Raw genomic sequence first — 17791 nt, 5'->3', positions numbered from 1 at the left:
CGCCTTTCGACCGGGTTTCGGCGCACTTGCTTCTGCTACTGTGCACCGCGCTGAAACGGCGAGCGGCGCTTTATCCGCCAGGTACCGGAGTGTGAACCCGTTCGCTCTCAGCGAAGGCTCGGCGGCCGGCTCGATGGCACGCGTTCTGGCAGATCGGATCATCCTGGCGTGAAACAGTCGGCAAGCCGCATTCCCTACCCGCTTCTCCCCAGCGCGCGGCGCCCGCGTGCGATCGCCTCTTCCGCGGCCGCTCGGGCGCGAACGGCGCCGTCGCGCATGCGAGCGCTGCGGCAATGAAGAGCGGCGCAGCTTCGGAAAAACATGCCTCCAACGGCGAAAGCTGGGTCTCGCTGAAATTCCGCGACAGCAATCGCAGCCGCAAGATGCGCAGCACCATGACCCTGGCCGGGGTCTCGTGCACCTCGCTCGGCGCGTTGTGGACCGTGTGCTACCTGTACTACGGCCGGCCGGAACTGGCGATCGCCTTCGTCGGGCTGACGGCGGTCGGCCTGCTCGCGCTGGGCCGCCGCCGCCACTGCGACGAGGGCTCGCTGTCGCTGGTCGCGCACGGCGTCTTCGTCGTGGTCCTGGTGATCTCGATCATCGACGCGCCGATCGGCACGGTGCCGCGGTCCGTGCACACCTTCTTCCTGCCGCTGGCGGCCGGCGCACTGTTCGTGTTCGATCGCAGCCGCCGCTACCGCGCGCTGGTGTTTCCCATGGCGTGCCTGGCCGCCTTCGTCGCCTTCGGCTCGGGCGAACTGGACTGGCTGGCGCCGCATGACTCGCCACCGCAGCGGATGCGCCGGCTCGGCGCCATCTGCAACATGGCCTGCGCCGCCGGCCTGTTGGCGGCGATCCTGCACATCTACCGCAACGACGTGAACGCACGCATCTCGCTGGAGCGGGAACTGGCGCGCGCGGTCGGCAACGGCGAGATCGAGGTGCTGTACCAACCGCAGGTCAACGCGAACGGCAGCATGCTCGGCGCCGAGGCGCTGGTGCGCTGGCGCCACCCCAACGGCAAGCTGCTGACCCCGGACAAGTTCATCCCGCTGGCAGAAGAGAGCCAGCTGATCCGCGACGTGGGCCTGGAAGTGCTGCGCCAGGCCTGCGCTACGCTGCGACGCTGGTCGCACGACCCGGACCTGCGTGCGCTGGTGGTCGCAGTGAACGTCAGCCCCGTGCAGTTGCTCGATCCCAATTTTGTGTCCACGGTGAAGCAGGTGATCACCAGCGAAGGCGTGGCGCCGGCGTCGCTGGAATTCGAGCTGACCGAATCGGCGCTGTACGTGGATACGGCCGGGGTGCGCGCCAAGATGCACGAACTCAAGGCGTTCGGCATCGGCTGGGCGCTGGACGACTTCGGCACCGGCTTCTCGTCGCTGGCGATGCTCCGGACGCTGCCGGTCACCAAGCTCAAGATCGACCGGCAATTCGTCAACGACGCCAGGGCCGACGAGTCCTCGCGGCGCCTGCTGGCCAAGATCGTGGAGATCTCCGAGGTGATGGGCATGGTCGCGCTGGCCGAAGGCATCGAGGATGCGCAGCAATGCGAGATGCTCTCGGCGATGGGCTGCCGGCACTTCCAGGGCTTCCTGTTCGGCCGGCCGCAGCCGGCGCAGGACCTGGAACGGCTGGCGCTCCTGCAGGCCAGCACCGAGCGCAACCTGATGAGCGGCGCGGCGGCCCACCCAGCGGATGCGCCGCAGCCGCACACCGGCAGGCGCTAGGCGGCTGCGGCCTCGCGCGCCGCGGCGCGCTTCAACAGCATCTCCAGCGCCTTGCCGACCGCGGCGAAGGCGAACGCCCCGGTGATGTGGGTGGCCGCGCCCAGCCCGGCGCCACAGTCCAGGTTCAAGGCCGCATCCGGCCCCAGCGCCGGCCGCAGTCCGCAGACGCTGCCGTCGGCCTGTGGGTAGCGCACGTTCTCCAGCGAGTACACCGCCGGCACGCCGAAATAGCGCTGCGCGTTCTTGGGGAAGTTGAATTCGCTGCGCAGCTTCTTGCGGATCAGCGCCAGCATCGCGTCGTGCTCGGTCCGCGACACGTCGCGGATCCGCACCAGGGTCGGATCGGTGCGCCCGCCGGCCGAGCCGACGGTCAGCAGCGGCAGCTTGCGCCGGCGGCACCAGGCGATGGTCTCGACCTTGACCCGGAAGCTGTCGCAGGCGTCGATCACCAGGTCGAAGCCGGCGTCGAGCAGCTCGGCGATGTTGGTCGGGGTCAGGAAGGCCTCGACCGCCACCGCCTCGATCTGCGGATTGATCGCCACGCAGCGCTCGGCCATCGCCACCGCCTTGTTGCGCCCGTACTGCCCGGCCAGCGCCGGCAGCTGCCGGTTGGTGTTGGACACGCAGATGTCGTCGGCGTCGATCAGGGTCAGATGCCCGACCGCCGAGCGGGCCAGCGCCTCCACCACCCACGAGCCGACCCCGCCCATGCCCACCACCGCCACGCGGCACTGCGCCAGCCGCGCGATCGTGCCTTGTCCGTAGAGCCGGTCGATGCCGGCAAAGCGCTCGCGCCATTGTTCGTTCATCCGTGCATTTTAGGGGATTGCCGGTGGGGCCGGGATTGGGGATCGGGGATTCGCGCCGCGGCTTGGTCGCCCGCGCGCGACGCGTTGCCGCAGGCGTACCATCAGGGTTCCATCCCGCCGTGCATGCCGCCCATGGCCAAGCCGCCCCCGCCCGCCTCCACGTCCCGCTATCTGTTCGTGTTGCTGGCCGGGCTGCTGCTCGGCCTGGTCCTGACGGTGATGGCGTTGCGCGCGGTGCAGGCGCGCCAGGATCCGTTCCCGCGCAGCCTGATGCAGGTCATGGGCAAGCAACTGGTACTGCTCGAACGCGACGCCGCGCACCGGCAATGCAGCGGCGCCGGTCCGCAGGCGCGACTGCGCACGTTGCGCCTGCTCGGCGACGAACTGGACACCGCGTTCCCCGACCTGGCCGACGACAGTCGCTTCCGCGAGCATGCCGATGCGCTGCGCGCCGGCGTGGACGCGACGCTGGCGCAGCCGCCGGCCGACTGCGCGGCACTGGCGCAGGCCCGCCAGCAGATCGACGAACGCTGCGACGCCTGTCACCGCGATTTCCGCTGAGCTTCCGGCGACGCTCGGCGCCGACGGTCCAGCGGGCGGTGTCGCTGCATGCCAGCGCACGCGTCGCCGATGACCTATCGGCGGACTTTTCCAGCGGCGTGCCATCGCAACGCTCGATGCGCTGCCAGCACCGCGTTCGTGCCGACCACGGCAGTCCGCCTGGATGAATTGGCGCTGAGGCCAGCCGCCGCGAGCCTGAACGGCGCCTGCCAGGGTTGGCGTTGCATTCACGCAGGGATGGACAGGATGCGTGCGAACGCGGCGCTGCCGCCGCGCTCCACCACTGTCTGTCGAGGAGAGCACCCATGAAGATCCAACTGATGGCCACCGCTGCCGTGGCGACCCTGGCGCTGGCAGGCTGCGCCACGTCCCCCGGCTATGGCGGCGGTTACGGCGGCGGCTACAGCCAGCCGGCGCGCGGCGGTTACACCCAGACCCGCTGCGCCGACTGCGGCATCGTCACCCGCATCGACACCGTGCCGTCGGGCCGCACGGCGCCGTCGGCCACCGGCGCCATCCTCGGCGGCATCGTCGGCGCAGTCGCCGGCCACGAGATTTCCGACCACACCGGCGGCAGCAAGGGCAACCAGAACGTGTCGGCCGTGGCCGGTGCGGCGGCCGGTGCGCTGGCCGGCAACGAGATCCAGAAGAACGTCACCAGCGACACCTACGACGTGCACGTGCAGATGGACGACGGCCGGGTGATCGTGGTCAACCAGCGCGACCTGGCCGGCGTGCGCGAGAACACCTACGTGCGCGTGGTCAACGGGCGCGTCGTGCCGCGCTGATCGGCCTCGCCGACCTGCCCTGAAACGCAAAAAGGCCCGCACCGCGGGCCTTTTTGCTGCGCTGCGCGCGATGCAGCGCGGCAACACTCAGAGCGGCTGCACCGCGTCGGCCTGCAGGCCCTTCTGGCCCTGCACCACGGTGAAGCTGACCTTCTGGCCTTCCTTCAGGCTCTTGAAGCCCTGGGTCTGGATGGCCCGGAAGTGCACGAACACGTCCTCGCCGTTTTCGCGGCTGATGAAACCGAAACCCTTGGCGTCGTTGAACCACTTCACGACGCCGTTTTCGCGATTGCCAGTACCGGTCATGATCGACTTACTCCTTGGAACACGTCTCAGGGGTGGGTACGCCGTGGGGTGCGGCGGCTGGTTGCAAGGAGGAAGCGAGGTATAACGATGTAGCGGATCGATGGATCTACCGCATCAGGCCACGATTCACGGTGACCTTTGCAAACGCAGCGGCTGCAACTTACCCCGGTCAAAATGAAAATGCAATCAGCAAAAAGACCCCATCTGTCAACCCCCAAATCTCCCCCGCGGTGAGCCACGTGGACCCTGCGTTCATCTATTACGTCTGTGCCGGTCTCCTGGTTCTGGTCGGGCTGGCGGGGGTGCTGCTGCCGGCCCTGCCCGGCACCCCGCTGATGTTCGCCGGGATGCTGCTGGCGGCCTGGGCCGACGGCTTCCAGCGGCTCGGCTGGCCGACGCTGACCGTGCTCGGCGTGCTCACCGCGCTGTCGCTGCTGGTCGACCTGCTGGCCACCGCGTTCGGCGCGCAGCGCGTCGGCGCCAGCCGCAAGGCGCTGTGGGGATCGGTGCTGGGCGGGATCGCCGGCATGTTCTTCATGCCGATCGGGCTGTTCGTCGGCCCCTTCGTCGGCGCCCTGGCCGGGGAGTACTGGCATGGGCGCGAGCTGCGCCAGGCGACGCGGGTCGGCGTCGGCACCTGGCTGGGCATCGTCCTGGGTACCGCCGCCAAGCTCGGCCTGGCGCTGGCGATGCTGGCGGTGTTCGCGGTGGCCTGGCTGCTCTGAAGCAGCACCCCTGAAGACGACGTCGCGGCGGCAGCATGAACGTGTGATGACCCTGTTGTCGTCACTTCCTGTATTTTCCCTGCCGGCCATTCACCCCGGCAGCGCACCACCCGCCCGCGCCGCCCGTTGCAGCGAGAACCGCATGTCCCATCGTCAGGTCCGTCCCCTGTTGCTGCTGTCGATCGCGGCCGTGCCGCTTGCGCACGCGCAGGAAGTCCTGCCCACCCCCGCCTCGCCGGAAGCCTGCGTGGCCATCTCCAGCGACGCCGCCCGCCTGGCCTGCTACGACCAGGCGCTGTCGCGCCGCACCGCCGACCCGCAGGCGGCCGACGCCGCGGCGCAGGCCGCCAGCGAACGCCAGAAGCAACAGCTGGACGCCAGCGTGCCGGAGGATGCCGGCGTCGCCGAGCGCACCCGCCAGCGTGCCGCCGCGATCTTCAAGCAGGACCGCTACGACAGCACCATCGCCAATGCCGGCAAGGGCTCGCTGCTGGACAGCCGCTGGGAACTGGCCAAGGACTCCAAGCTGGGCACCTTCCAGCTGCGCGCCTACAAGCCGGTGTACCTGCTGCCGGCGTTCTGGACCAGCAAGAAGAACGAGCTGCCGTCCTCGCCGAACCCAGTCAATACGGTGACCACCGCCGAGCCGCTGGACAGCGTGGAGGCGAAGTTCCAGCTGAGCTTCAAGACCAAGATCGTGGAGAACATCTTCGGCGACAACGGCGACCTGTGGGGCGCCTATACCCAGAGCTCGCGCTGGCAGGTCTACAACGCCGAGCAGTCGCGGCCGTTCCGCGAGACCAACTACGAGCCGGAACTGATGCTGGTGTTCCGCAACAACTACAGCCTGTTCGGCTGGAAGGGACGGATGACCGGCATCCAGCTGACCCACCAGTCCAACGGCCGCAGCGATCCGCTGTCGCGCAGCTGGAACCGGGCGATGCTCAACATCGGCCTGGACCGCGACAACTGGGCACTGGTGCTGCGCCCCTGGTACCGCATCCCGGAGAGCCGCAAGCAGGACAACAACCCGGACATTGAGGACTACATGGGCCGCGGCGACGCGACCCTGATCTACAACCGCAACGGCCACGAGGTGGCGCTGATGGCGCGGCATTCGCTGCGCGGCGGCGACCGCTCGCACGGCGCGGTGCAACTGGACTGGGGCTTCCCGATCAGCAACCTGCTGCGCGGCCATGTGCAGGTGTTCGACGGCTACGGCGAGAGCATGATCGACTACAACCACCGCGCCACCTACGTCGGCGTCGGCATCTCGCTGCTGGAATGGTTCTGATCGGCCACGCCTGAGCGACGCGCGCGACGCCCGCCTGGGCGTCGCATGCGCTAGCCGCGGTTGCGACGCGACCGCGCCCACCAATCGCCGATCGCTCAGAACCGGTAGTTGCCCTTCAGCCACAGGTTGCGGCCCGGTTCGGCGATGCGCACCGGGTCGGCCGGGAAACCGAAATCGGCGCTGCCGGCCAGGTTGAGATGTTCGCTGTAACGCCGGTCGAAGACGTTGTCGATGCCGGCGCTCAGTCGCAGCCCCTCGCTGACCCGGTAGCCGGCGCTCAGCCCCAGCGTGGCGAAACCGGCGCTGCGACCAAGATCGCGGCCGACCACGTTGCCTTGATCCAACGCCACCCGTCCCTGTCGCGCGACCGCGCGCAGCAGCGCCCCGGCCGACCAGCGCTGCCCTTCCCACTCCATGCGCCACCGCGACTCCAGCGGCGGCATCTGCGGCAGCGGCGTGCCGTCGCTGCGGTTCTCGCCCCAGGCATAGGCCAGCGTGCCGCCGAGGGTGAGGCCGTGCAGCGGCTGCCAATCCACGCCCGCCTCAGCACCGGCGATGCGCGCATCGACGTTGTCGACGCGGGTGGTGGTGCCCATCATGCCGCCATCGGCATAGGTGAACAGGATGAAGTCCTGCACCCGCCCGGCGTACGCCGAGACCCAGCCCTGCACGGTCGCGCCGCGGTACTGCAGGCCGAGATCGAGCTGGGTGGTGCGCTCCGGGCGCAGCCCGGCGAAGGCGTTGGCCGCGCCCATCGGGCCCATGTCGGCAGAGAACAGTTCCCAATAGTCCGGCATGCGTGCGCTGCGGCCCAGGCCGGCATACCAGATGGTGTCGGCCGAGAGGCTGCGCTCCACGCGCAGGAAGCCGCTGCCCAGGTCTTCGCGGCGCGTCTGTCCGGCGGTGGGATTAGGCATGCCCATCATGCCGATGCTGCGGCGCGTGTCCTCGACCTGCGCGCGGTCCAGACGCAGACCCGCGATCCAGCGTTGTGCGCTGCCGGCACCGAAGGTGAGTTCGGTGAAGGCCCCCAGGTTGTCAAAGCGCGCGTCGGTGCGCCACGGCACGCTCCGGTACGCGCCCTCGCCGCTGGCGCTGCGGTCGCGGTGGCGACTTTGCTGGGTATCGACGCCGGCCTGGACCACGACCTGGTCCCAGCGCCACTCCGATTCCACACGTCCGCCGCGGGTCCGCCGGTCGACGTTGGAGGCCATCGGCATCGGCATCGCCGACTGCGGATTGGGCCGGCGCAGCGTGTAGTTGTCCATGACGTGGTCGGCGTCGTTGACATAGGCATTGGCGCGCAACGCCTCCCAGGCGCCGGGCAGATCGCTGCGCTCGAAGCGCGCGGCATAGCTGGTGCGACGGAACTGGGTGCCGTCCATGCTGCGCCCGGCGTAGCGCGCCAGGCCGTCGCCGCTGCCGGCGGAGAATTCCAGCACGGTATCCGGGTCCGGAGTCCAGCCGACCGCGGCATCGGCATTCCACTTGCGCCAGCGCGACGGCACCACCGCGCCATCGCCGTCGCGGTAGTCGCCGGACTCGGAGCGGTTGGCGTCCGCGCGCGCGTAGCCGCTGCGGTTGCCGCCGCGCAGGTCCAGGTTCTGGTCGTTGCGGTTCCAGGAGCCTACCAGCGCACTGGCCTCGCCTTCCAGGGTCGGCGCGGCGTAGTGCGGGGTGTCGCGTTCGAAGCGCACGGTGCCGGCGGAGGCACCCGGCCCCCAGCGCACGGTCTGCGGGCCCTTGACGATGGTGAGCCGGTCGAAGGTTTCCGGGGCGATATAGGACAAGGCGTTGTCCATCCGCGCCGGACACGCACCGACCAGGGTGCCGTCGTTGCTGAGCACGTTGAGCCGCGAACCGAACATGCCGCGCAGCACCGGATCGCCATTGGTGCCGCCGTTGCGGATCGCGGCGAAACCGGGGACGGTCTTCAGGTAATCGGCGCCGTCGCTGGCCGGCACCGGCTGCCGTGGCAGTTTCGGATCGACCGTCCAGGTCAGCGGCGCGACCGGCGCGGTGGCGGTGACCTGCATCCGGTCGAGGGTGGTGGCATCGGGCGCCTCGGCATGGCCGGACGCGGGAAACAGACTGGCGAAAATGCAGCACGACAACGCCGCCCGCGCGGGCGACGGCAGGAACTGGGACATGGATTGGACTCCAGAAAAGAACGGCGCCGGCGCGCCTAGCGCACCGGAAACAGGAGGGCGTTCTGGAGATTGGGTGGCGGTCCGCGTGCCGCGTGCGCGCGCCAGCGCACGGCCGCGTGGACGCGATGACGCAGCGGCGTGGTGGCCGCCGGCGCCGGCAGCGCCGCCGCCAGCAGCAGGACGATCGCCAGCCACGGCAGCAGCCGCGCGGCGAGCAGGCAGTAGTCGCAGGCGGCGTGCGCCTGACCACGGTCGCGCTGCGTGCCCGACGCGTCTTCGTGGCCGGCATGGACGGCGCCGTGCTGCGGCGGCACATTCGCGTCGGCCTGCAATCCGGCAGCGGTGCACAACGGCACCGGCAGCGTCGCCGCTTCGAGCAGGCGGCTGGCCACCGGCGCGACCACCAGCAACAGCGCGGCCAGCAAGGCGGGCCAGCGCATCAGGCGGCGCAGTCGGGCGGGAGCACGGAGGGCGGACACCGCGCCATTCTAGGTGGCACTGGCGGCAGTGAACGGACCGGGGAAGCGGGTGCGACAACGTGACGCAGGCGGCAAGGCCGTGCTCAGCGCTGCTCGCCGCTTCCAAGCGTGCGGTGCAAACCATGCAAAAGGTCAGCGCGCCCGCCTTCGATACATGCGGCGTCGGTGCGACTCCCACGAAGGCCAGGAAAAAGCGCGCGCCAGTGCGGATGGTGCGAGTGCCGGCGCGATACCCCGAGAGCGCCGCAAAGAAGCTTGGCAACCGCGACAACAGGCAACGCGGTCGCCGACATCCGGCGCGACGCCCCGCGCCGCCACTCACATCCAGTCGGTAATGCCTTCCCGCCGATAAGCCTCGTGGAACGCCGGGCGCGCCTTCATCCTGTCAGCCAGCGCCTTCAGCGCCGGCCAGGTGTCGGTGGGCCGCGGCATGTTGCGCGACCAGCGCATCAACATGACCAGCACGAAGTCGGCGGCGCTGCAGTGCTCGCCCAGCAGATACGGGCCGCCCTGCTCCAGGTGAGCCGCCACCTCGTTCCAGGCCTTTTCCAGGAACGCGCGGGCACTGGCGCGCACGCGCTCGGCATTGTCGGCGCCGGCCGGTTCGTCGGGATAGAACCAATCGCGGTAGGCCGGCATCAGGGTGTAGGCGCCGAACAGCATCCAGCGGTAGTAGGCCGCGCGCTCGGGCGTGCCGGGCGGCGGCGCCAGGCCGGCGTGCGGATACAGGTCGGCCAGGTGCATGGCGATGGCGACCGATTCGGTCAGCACCTGCCCGTCCAGCACCAGGGTCGGCACCCGCCCCTGCGGGTTGAGCGCCAGGTACTCGGGGCTTTTCTGCTCCTGGCGGTCGAAATCGAGCATGCGCAGTTCGAAATCGACCTGCAGTTCGATCAGCAACCAGTGCACGACGAACGAGGCGGTACTGGGCGAACCGTAAAGCACGATGGACACGACGCTTTCCCCGGAGACGGAACCAGCGCCGATTATTGCCGCGCCGCCGGCACGCCGCCAGCGCGGTGCAGAACGCCGGCACTCGCGCCGGCGTTCGCGCTGCGGCCGATCAGGCCTCGACCACCACCGGGATCTTGCCGATGCGCGCCTGCCACTCGCGCGGGCCGGTCTTGTGCACCGACTCGCCGCTGGCATCGACCGCCACGGTCACCGGCATGTCCTTGACCTCGAACTCGTAGATCGCCTCCATGCCCAGGTCTTCGAACGCCAGCACCTTGCTGGCCTTGATCGCCTTGGACACCAGGTAGGCGGAGCCGCCGACCGCCATCAGGTACACCGCCTTGTTGTCGCGGATCGCGGCGATCGCCGCATCGCCGCGCTCGGACTTGCCGACCATGCCCAGCAGGCCGGTCTGCTCCAGCATCTGCCGGGTGAACTTGTCCATGCGCGTGGCGGTGGTGGGACCGGCCGGGCCGACCACTTCGTCGCGCACCGGATCGACCGGGCCGACGTAGTAGATGAAGCGGTTGGTGAAGTCCACCGGCAGCGTCTCGCCGCGGTTGAGCATGTCGATCATTCGCTTGTGCGCGGCGTCGCGGCCGGTCAGCAGCTTGCCGTTGAGCAGGATGGTCTCGCCCGGCTTGAAGCTGGCCACTTCCTCGCGGGTGATGGTGTCCAGGTTCACCCGGCGCGCATTGGTCGGGTTATAGGTGAGCGTGGGCCAGTCTTCCAGCGAAGGCGGATCCAGCATCACCGCGCCGCTGCCGTCCAGGGTGAAGTGCGCATGGCGGGTGGCCGCGCAGTTGGGGATCAGCGCCACCGGCAGGTTGGCGGCGTGGGTCGGATAGTCCTTGACCTTGATGTCCAGCACCGTGGTCAGGCCGCCCAGGCCCTGCGCGCCGATGCCCAGCGCGTTGACCTTCTCGTACAGTTCCAGGCGCAGTTCCTCGGCGCGGTTGGACGCGCCGCGGGCCTGCAGGTCGACGATGTCGATCGGCTCCATCAGCGCTTCCTTGGCCAGCAGCATCGCTTTCTCGGCGGTGCCGCCGATGCCGATGCCGAGCATGCCCGGCGGGCACCAGCCGGCGCCCATGGTCGGCACCGTCTTGAGCACCCAGTCGACGATGGAGTCGGAGGGATTGAGCATGGCGAACTTGCTCTTGGCTTCCGAGCCGCCGCCCTTGGCCGCGACGATGACGTCGACGGTGTCGCCGGGGACGACCTTCACGTTGACCACCGCCGGGGTGTTGTCCTTGGTGTTCTGGCGCTTGCCGGCCGGGTCGGCCAGCACCGAAGCGCGCAGCTTGTTGTCCGGATGGTTGTAGGCGCGGCGCACGCCCTCGTTGACCATGTCCTCCACGCCCATGGTGGCGTCGTCCCAGCGCACGTTCATGCCGATCTCGAGGAACACGGTGACGATGCCGGTGTCCTGGCAGATCGGCCGGTGGCCCTCGGCGCACATGCGCGAATTGATCAGGATCTGCGCGATGGCGTCCTTGGCCGCCGGCGACTGCTCGCGCTCGTAGGCTGCGGAGAGATTCTTGATGTAGTCGACCGGATGGTAGTAGCTGATGTACTGCAGCGCGTCGGCGACGGACTGGATGAGGTCTTCCTGCTTGATCGAGGTCACGGCTGGCTCTGCGGCTGGCGGGGGGAAACCCACCCATTTTAGGGCAAAGTGGCGGCCCCGCCCGCTGTCACGCCGGCACGCCCTGTTCCGTCCTGGTGGTCATGACCCACGATCCGACCTTTGAATCCCACAGCCCCCGGCTGTTCGGCCTGGACTACCGCCTGCTCGGCAGCCGCGCCGACGCCGAGGACACCGTGCAGGACGCCTGGCTGCGCTGGCAGGCCAGCGACCGCGGCACGATCCGCGACCCCGAAGCCTGGCTGGTGACCGCCACCACCCGGCTCGGCCTGGACCGGCTGCGCGCGGCACGCAGCGCCCGCGTCCACTACGTCGGGCCGTGGCTGCCCGAGCCGCTGGAGATCGCCGACGCAGAAGACGCCGACCCGGCCGAGCGCCATGACCGCGCGGAGCAGGTGTCGCTGGCCTTCCTGGCGTTGCTGGAGCGGCTCGGCCCGCACGAGCGCGCGGCCTTCCTGTTGAAGGAAGCGTTCGACTACGACTACGCGCAGATCGGCCGCACCCTGGAGCGCAGCGAGGCCGGCTGCCGGCAACTGGTGCACCGGGCGCGCGAGCGGCTCGGCCAGGGCCAGGCGCGCTTCGCGGTCACGCCCGAACGTCACCGCCAGTTGCTGGAGCGCTTCCTGCACGCTTCGCAGCGCGGCGACCGCGCCGCCATCGCCGCCCTGCTGCATGCCGACGCGCAGTTGCGCTCCGACGGCGGCGGCAAGGTCACCGCCAGCCTGCGCCCCTTGCACGGCGCGGAGCGCATCGGCCGGCTGTACTGGGCCGTGGCGCGGCGTGGCCTGGGCGTGCAGGCGCGGATCGGCACGGTCAACGGCGAACCGGCGATCCTGCGCTTCCTGGGGCCGCGGCTGCACTCGGCGACCGTGCTGGTGATCGACGGCGAGCGCATCGCCGAGGTGCTGACGCTGATGAACCCGGACAAGCTGCCGACGCCGACGGCGCCCCCTGCAGTCAGCCGAGCCTGACCTGCGCCGGTGCTGTCACGCCGGGACGCGCCGCCGCGTCCTGGAGGGGAAGGCGGCCATGGTGGCCGCCATGTTCGGACCCACCATGCCTTTCCATCGCATCGACTACAGGGCACCTCTAAAAACCCCACCTTTGGCATCATTGGTCTGGAGAACACGCCGAGGACGCCACGATGATCAGCCTGTTTGCCGGCCACGAACGCGAAGCCAAGCGGCAGCAGATCGGCGATCCTCTGGCTCTGCTGTCACGGCATATCGACTTTGCCGGGATTGCTCACGCCGTAGACGCGAAGCTGTCCTTGGGTACCGGCAAGCGCGGCGGCCGTCCGGCTTGGCCGACGCAGATGATGATCAAGCTGCTGCTGTTGCAGCAGTTGTACAACCTCTCCGACGATGCGCTGGAGTATCAGGTGCTGGATCGGCGCAGCTTCCAGCAATTCCTTGGACTGGAACACAGCGGCAAGGTGCCCGACGCCAAGACGATCTGGGTGTGGCGCGAACGGCTCAAGACCAAGGATCTGATGGGCGACATCAGCACGGCGATCGGTGAGCAATTGCAACGTGCTGGGTTCATTGCCCGCGGCGGTCAGATCATCGACGCCAGCATCGTCAGCGCTCCGATCCAGCGCAACACGCGCGAGGAGAACGCGCAGATCAAGCAGGGCGATGACGTCGGCCAGGACTGGAGTGATGCCAAGCGTGCGCAGAAAGACGTGCAGGCACGCTGGACCAGGAAGCATGGGGTGACGTTCTACGGCTACAAGCTGCACGCCAGCACGGACCGCCGCTGGGGTTTCATCCGCCGCTACGACGTGAGCGCGGCCAACGTGCACGACAGCCGCCACTTCGAGCAGGTGCTGGACCCGGACAACACCGGCCGCACGGTATGGGCCGATAGCGGGTATGCCGATGCAGCGCGAGAAGCAGACCTGAAAAAGCGTGGTTACCGCCCCGCGATCCAACATCAAGGGCAGGCACGCAAGCCCTTGAGCGAGGCAGCAAAGCGCCGGAACCGTCGCATTGCCAAGGATCGGGTGTTCGGCGAGCACCCGTTTGCGCGCTTGGCCCAACAAGGCGGCAAGTTCGTACGCTGCATCGGCTTGGCGCGGGCAAAGGTGGTGATCGGGCTGAAGGTCGCCAGCCATAACGTGATGCGGCTGGCACGGCTACAGGAGCGGGCCATGGTGCCGGCGTGATCGGCTGAGGTGGCCGAGCGGCCACCTCAGCCTCCCAACCACCACGATCAGGCGCCGCTCTGGTGCCGTTGCGACAGATGCTGCCCCTGGCTCCAGGTCGTGGCAGGTTGTTCGAGGTGCCCTACACCCGCCACGAACCCGAGGCGTACCGCGCCCTGCTCGGCGCCAGCCAGCAGGTCCACGACGGCACGCTCGGCAGCGCCCTCACCGAACTGGTGTTCCTGCGCGTCTCCCAGCTCAACGGCTGCGCCTACTGCATCGACATGCATGCCACCGCCCTGCGCAAGGCCGGCACCGAACCACGCAAGCTCGACACCCTCGCCGCCTGGCGCGACAGCCGCTTCTTCGATGCCCGCGAGCGCGCCGCGCTGGACTGGGCCGAGGCGCTGACCACGCTACCCGCCGGCGCGCCGCCGCAGGCCGTGTACGACGCACTGACGGCGCAGTTCGACCCGGCCGGGATCAGCGCGCTGACCATGGCGGTGGCGGTGATCAACGCCTGGAACCGATTGGGAGTGGGCCTGCAGCCGACGCTGCCGTAAGGGCGCTGCGCGCCGGGATTGGGGATTCGGGACTGGGGATTCGGAGGCAGGATCGCGTAGTCGGCAAGGATGCGTAGCATTTCAAAACTCCCGAATGCTCACCGCTGGACGCACGACCACGCATGCCAACACCAGGCAAACCCAGCGCGCGCGGCTCTGCTTGCACGAATCCCCAATCCCGAATCCCCGGCTTTTCAGCAGCCGAATGGCTGATCATCCCGCTGGCGTACGCCACCAGTCCACCGACATGTCCCCGCAACACGCCGCCGCTAGCGTGGCGCGCATCCCCGACGCGGAGCGCGCGCATGATCGAGAACGTCCTTGCTGTCGGCCTGGCCGATGAGACCGACCTGGCCCTCGCTTCCCCCGAACCGCACTCCCGCGCCAGCGCCCGCTACCGCCACCGCCTGCTGATGTGCGCGCCGCAGCACTTCGCGGTGGACTACGTGATCAACCCCTGGATGGAAGGCAACGTGCACGCCGCCAGCCGCGAGCGCGCGCAGGCGCAGTGGAATGCGCTGGTGGCTGCCGCCGAGGCGGCAGGCGCCCGCGTCGACTGCATCGCTGCCGCGCCCGGCCTGCCGGACATGGTGTTCAGCGCCAACGCCGGCCTGGTGCTCGGCGACCGCTTCGTGCCCAGCCGCTTCCGCCACGCCGAACGCCGTGGCGAAGAAGCCTTGTTCACCGCCTGGTGCCGCCAGGCCGGCCTGCGCATCCAGGAACTGCCCGAGCAGGTGTATTTCGAAGGCGCCGGCGACGCGCTGCTGGACCGCGGCGCGCGCCGGCTGTGGATGGGCCACGGCCACCGCAGCGACCTGGCCGCCGCGCACGAGCTGACCGACCTGCTGGACATCGAGGTGGTGCCGCTGCGCCTGGTCGACGCGCGCTTCTATCACCTGGACACCTGTTTCTGCCCGCTGCGCGATGGCTACCTGCTGTACTACCCGGCCGCGTTCGACGCCGCCGCGCAGCAGGCGATCGCCCAGCACATCCCGGCCTCGCGGCGCATCGCCGTCGGCGAGGCCGATGCCCTCGCCTTCGCCTGCAACGCGGTGGACCTGGACGACACCCTGCTGCTCAACCGCGCCTCGCAGGCACTGTGCAAGGCCCTGGCCGCGATCGGCTACCGCGTGGTGCAGACCCCGCTGGACGAATTCCTCAAGGCCGGCGGCGCGGCCAAGTGCCTGACCTTGCGGCTGGACGAGTAGGTCGAGCGCGGCGTCATTGGATTGGCCGTTGCACTGCGCAGTGGACTTACGCTCATGGGTTCATGTGAGTACAGGCTGTCGCGGCTGAAGCCGCTCCTTAGAAAGCCAGCAAATCCCCTGTAGGAGTGGCTTCAGCCGCGACAGGCATTGCCGACACGCCCGACGGGCAGATTTTCTGCAGCAACACCATGTCGAACGTCGGCAAGGGCTCTGGCGTAACAGCACGGTGCGCGGAATGGGCGAATGGGAGTACAGGCGACGCCTGGTGCACCCAACTTCGCGAGACGCTTCGCGCCGTACCCTCACCCCAACCCCTCTCCCGGGGGGAGAGGGGCTAGTCGTTCCCTTCTCCCCTCGGGAGAAGGTGCCCCGAAGGGGCGGATGAGGGTACGGGCGCAGCCTCGTGCACTCGAACTCCGCGAGACGCTTCGCGCCGGACCCTCACCCCAACCCCTCTCCCGGTGGGAGAGGGGCTTGATCCCCACACTCCCCGCCCACACCCGCCCCCGGCACAATGCGCCGATGGCATCTTCTTCTCCTTCTCATGGCGGCGCCCGCGCCGCGTCCCGCACCGGTCCGAGCCTGCGCGAACGCTTCGACGCGATGCGCAACCTGCCGCCGTTCCTGCGCCAGATCTGGCAGACCAGCCGCTGGCTGACCCTCAGCAGCATCGGCCTGCGCGTGCTGCGCGCGCTGCTGCCGGTGGCCTCGCTGTACGTCGGCAAGCTGATCATCGACGAGGCCATCCACCTGGTGGCGCAATCGCCCGGCTTCGATTCGCTGGGCCAGGCCCTGGCCAGCGGCCGCCTGAACCGGCTGCTGGAACTGCTGGGCCTGGAGCTGGCGCTGGCGATCGCCTCGGACCTGCTCGGGCGGCTGGTCAGCTACGCCGACACGCTGCTGTCGGAGTTGTTCAACAACACCACCAGCGTGCAGTTGATGGAGCACGCCGCGCAACTGGACCTGGAGGATTTCGAGGATCCGGAACAGCAGGACCGGCTCGACCGCGCGCGGCGCCAGACCATGGGCCGGATGAACTTGATGAGCCAGTTGTTCGGCCAGGTGCAGGACGCGATCACCGTGGTCAGCTTCGCGGTCGGCCTGCTGGTCTACGCGCCCTGGCTCATCGCCCTGCTGGCGGTGGCGCTGGTGCCGGCCTTCATCGGCGAGGCGCACTTCAACGCGCTGGGCTACTCGCTCAACTTCCAGTGGACGGCCGAGCGCCGCCAGCTCGACTACCTGCGCCAGCTCGGCGCCAGCGTCGAGACCGCCAAGGAAGTGAAGATCTTCAACCTGCACAACTTCCTGATCGCGCGCTACCGCGCCCTGGCCGACCGCTACTTCCAGGCCAACCGCGCGCTGGCGCGCAAGCGCATGCTGTGGGGCACCGTGCTGGCGGCGCTGGGCACGCTGGGCTACTACGGCGCCTACGGCTACATCGCCTGGCGCACCGTGCGCGGCGACTTCAGCATCGGCGACCTGACCTTCCTGGCCGGCAGCTTCCTGCGCCTGCGGCAGTTGCTGGAAGGCCTGCTGATCGGCTTCTCGCAGGTGGCCGGGCAGGCGCTGTACCTGGACGACCTGTATTCGTTCTTCCGCATCGTCCCGGAGATCCGCACCCGCCCCGGTGCGGTGCCGGTGCCGCGGCCGATCAGGCAGGGCTTCGTGTTCGAGAACGTCGGCTTCCGCTATCCGGACGCCGAACAGTGGGCGGTGCGGCACCTGGACTTCGCCCTGCGCGCCGGCGAGGTGCTGGCCCTGGTCGGCGAGAACGGCGCCGGCAAGACCACCCTGGTCAAGCTGCTGGCGCGGCTGTACGACCCGGACGAGGGCCGCATCCTGCTCGACGGGCGCGACCTGCGCGATTACGACCTGGACGACCTGCGCGCCAACCTCGGGGTGATCTTCCAGGACTTCGTGCGCTACCACTTCAGCGCCGGCGAGAACATCGGCGTCGGCCAGGTCGACGCACTGGACGACGCGCCGCGGATCCGTGCCGCCGCGCAACGGGCGATGGCCGCCGAGCTGATCGACGGCCTGCCGCAGGGCTACGCGCAGGTGATCGGGCGCCGCTTCAAGACCGGCGTGGACCTGTCGGGCGGGCAGTGGCAGAAGATCGCCATCGCCCGCGCCTACATGCGCGATGCGCAGGTGATGATCCTCGACGAACCGACCGCCGCACTGGACGCACGCAGCGAGTTCGAGGTGTTCCAGCGCTTCAAGGAGCTGTCCGACAACCGCACCGCGGTGCTGATCTCGCACCGCTTCTCCAGCGTGCGCATGGCCGACCGCATCCTGGTCCTGGCCGACGGCCGGATCGAGGCCAGCGGCACCCACGACGAACTGATGGCGCAGGGCGGCCGCTACGCAGAACTGTTCGAACTGCAGGCCGCTGGGTATCGTTAGCCCGTCCGCCCCTTCCGACGC

General features: G+C 69.2%; 16 protein-coding genes. 10 read left to right on the top strand and 6 right to left on the bottom strand.

Annotated elements, in window-relative coordinates; all coding sequences use genetic code 11:
- Positions 1–293 precede the first annotated feature (293 nt).
- Positions 294–1733 (top strand): putative bifunctional diguanylate cyclase/phosphodiesterase, encoded by a 1440-nt coding sequence (locus AC1G9L_RS09625; RefSeq protein WP_019800172.1) that lies wholly within the window; start codon positions 294–296, stop codon positions 1731–1733.
- Here the strand turns inward: AC1G9L_RS09625 and AC1G9L_RS09620 are convergent.
- Entirely contained in the window at positions 1730–2542 is an 813-nt protein-coding gene (locus AC1G9L_RS09620) for a tRNA threonylcarbamoyladenosine dehydratase (protein WP_019801736.1), read from the bottom strand. The genes AC1G9L_RS09625 and AC1G9L_RS09620 overlap by 4 nt on opposite strands.
- A gap of 132 nt (positions 2543–2674) precedes the next feature.
- Here AC1G9L_RS09620 and AC1G9L_RS09615 point away from each other — a divergent pair, with 132 nt between their 5' ends.
- Both AC1G9L_RS09615 and AC1G9L_RS09610 read left to right on the top strand, forming a co-directional pair.
- Complete coding sequence (locus AC1G9L_RS09615; RefSeq protein WP_019801735.1) at positions 2675–3103, top strand: hypothetical protein; 429 nt, start codon at positions 2675–2677, stop codon at positions 3101–3103.
- Positions 3104–3408: 305 nt separating this feature from the next.
- Complete coding sequence (locus tag AC1G9L_RS09610) at positions 3409–3891, top strand: glycine zipper 2TM domain-containing protein (RefSeq protein WP_010344410.1); 483 nt, start codon at positions 3409–3411, stop codon at positions 3889–3891.
- 87 nt (positions 3892–3978) lie between these two features.
- On the opposite strand, the gene AC1G9L_RS09605 is transcribed toward AC1G9L_RS09610, so the two are convergent.
- Positions 3979–4197 carry a cold-shock protein gene (locus tag AC1G9L_RS09605; protein ID WP_019801734.1) on the bottom strand — a complete coding sequence of 73 codons (219 nt, stop codon included), beginning with the start codon at positions 4195–4197 and terminating at the stop codon, positions 3979–3981.
- A 239-nt stretch (positions 4198–4436) separates the two neighbouring features.
- Between AC1G9L_RS09605 and AC1G9L_RS09600 the strand changes: the two genes are divergently transcribed.
- Together AC1G9L_RS09600 and AC1G9L_RS09595 are read left to right on the top strand one after the other, a co-directional pair.
- Positions 4437–4922: a DUF456 domain-containing protein gene (locus AC1G9L_RS09600; RefSeq protein WP_010344408.1), complete on the top strand. Its 486-nt coding sequence runs from the start codon at positions 4437–4439 to the stop codon at positions 4920–4922.
- A gap of 142 nt (positions 4923–5064) precedes the next feature.
- Positions 5065–6216, top strand: a complete 1152-nt coding sequence (locus tag AC1G9L_RS09595) for a phospholipase A (RefSeq protein WP_048491344.1) — start codon at positions 5065–5067, stop codon at positions 6214–6216.
- A 95-nt stretch (positions 6217–6311) separates the two neighbouring features.
- Here AC1G9L_RS09595 and AC1G9L_RS09590 read toward each other — a convergent pair whose 3' ends face one another.
- The 4 genes from AC1G9L_RS09590 to AC1G9L_RS09575 all read right to left on the bottom strand — a co-directional run bounded on the left by AC1G9L_RS09590 (position 6312) and on the right by AC1G9L_RS09575 (position 11429).
- A complete protein-coding gene (locus AC1G9L_RS09590) occupies positions 6312–8366 on the bottom strand; it encodes a TonB-dependent copper receptor (RefSeq protein ID WP_019801288.1) in 2055 nt (684 codons plus the stop codon).
- Between the two features lie 35 nt (positions 8367–8401).
- A complete protein-coding gene (locus AC1G9L_RS09585; RefSeq protein WP_481070859.1) occupies positions 8402–8845 on the bottom strand; it encodes a DUF2946 family protein in 444 nt (147 codons plus the stop codon).
- A gap of 318 nt (positions 8846–9163) precedes the next feature.
- On the bottom strand, positions 9164–9799 hold the full coding sequence (locus AC1G9L_RS09580; protein ID WP_019799127.1) for a glutathione S-transferase N-terminal domain-containing protein: 636 nt from the start codon (positions 9797–9799) through the stop codon (positions 9164–9166).
- Between the two features lie 109 nt (positions 9800–9908).
- Positions 9909–11429, bottom strand: coding sequence for a fumarate hydratase (locus AC1G9L_RS09575; protein WP_019799126.1), 1521 nt, complete (start codon positions 11427–11429; stop codon positions 9909–9911).
- Between the two features lie 101 nt (positions 11430–11530).
- On the opposite strand from AC1G9L_RS09575, the gene sigJ reads away from it, so the two are divergent.
- From sigJ to AC1G9L_RS09550, 5 genes are all read left to right on the top strand, one after another.
- Positions 11531–12418 (top strand): RNA polymerase sigma factor SigJ, encoded by an 888-nt coding sequence (gene sigJ / locus AC1G9L_RS09570; protein WP_481070857.1) that lies wholly within the window; start codon positions 11531–11533, stop codon positions 12416–12418.
- A gap of 173 nt (positions 12419–12591) precedes the next feature.
- Entirely contained in the window at positions 12592–13614 is a 1023-nt protein-coding gene (locus AC1G9L_RS09565) for an IS5 family transposase (RefSeq protein ID WP_019798968.1), read from the top strand.
- Positions 13615–13691: 77 nt separating this feature from the next.
- Complete coding sequence (locus AC1G9L_RS09560; RefSeq protein ID WP_481070855.1) at positions 13692–14156, top strand: carboxymuconolactone decarboxylase family protein; 465 nt, start codon at positions 13692–13694, stop codon at positions 14154–14156.
- Between the two features lie 305 nt (positions 14157–14461).
- Positions 14462–15364: a dimethylarginine dimethylaminohydrolase family protein gene (locus AC1G9L_RS09555; RefSeq protein ID WP_481070853.1), complete on the top strand. Its 903-nt coding sequence runs from the start codon at positions 14462–14464 to the stop codon at positions 15362–15364.
- A 522-nt stretch (positions 15365–15886) separates the two neighbouring features.
- A complete protein-coding gene (locus AC1G9L_RS09550; RefSeq protein ID WP_481070851.1) occupies positions 15887–17770 on the top strand; it encodes an ABC transporter ATP-binding protein in 1884 nt (627 codons plus the stop codon).
- Positions 17771–17791: the final 21 nt, after the last annotated feature.

The organism is Xanthomonas sp. NCPPB 1132, assembly GCF_056629235.1.
The sequence above is the reverse complement of the archived record's forward strand: the minus strand, read 5'-3'. Positions and strand labels throughout refer to the sequence as shown.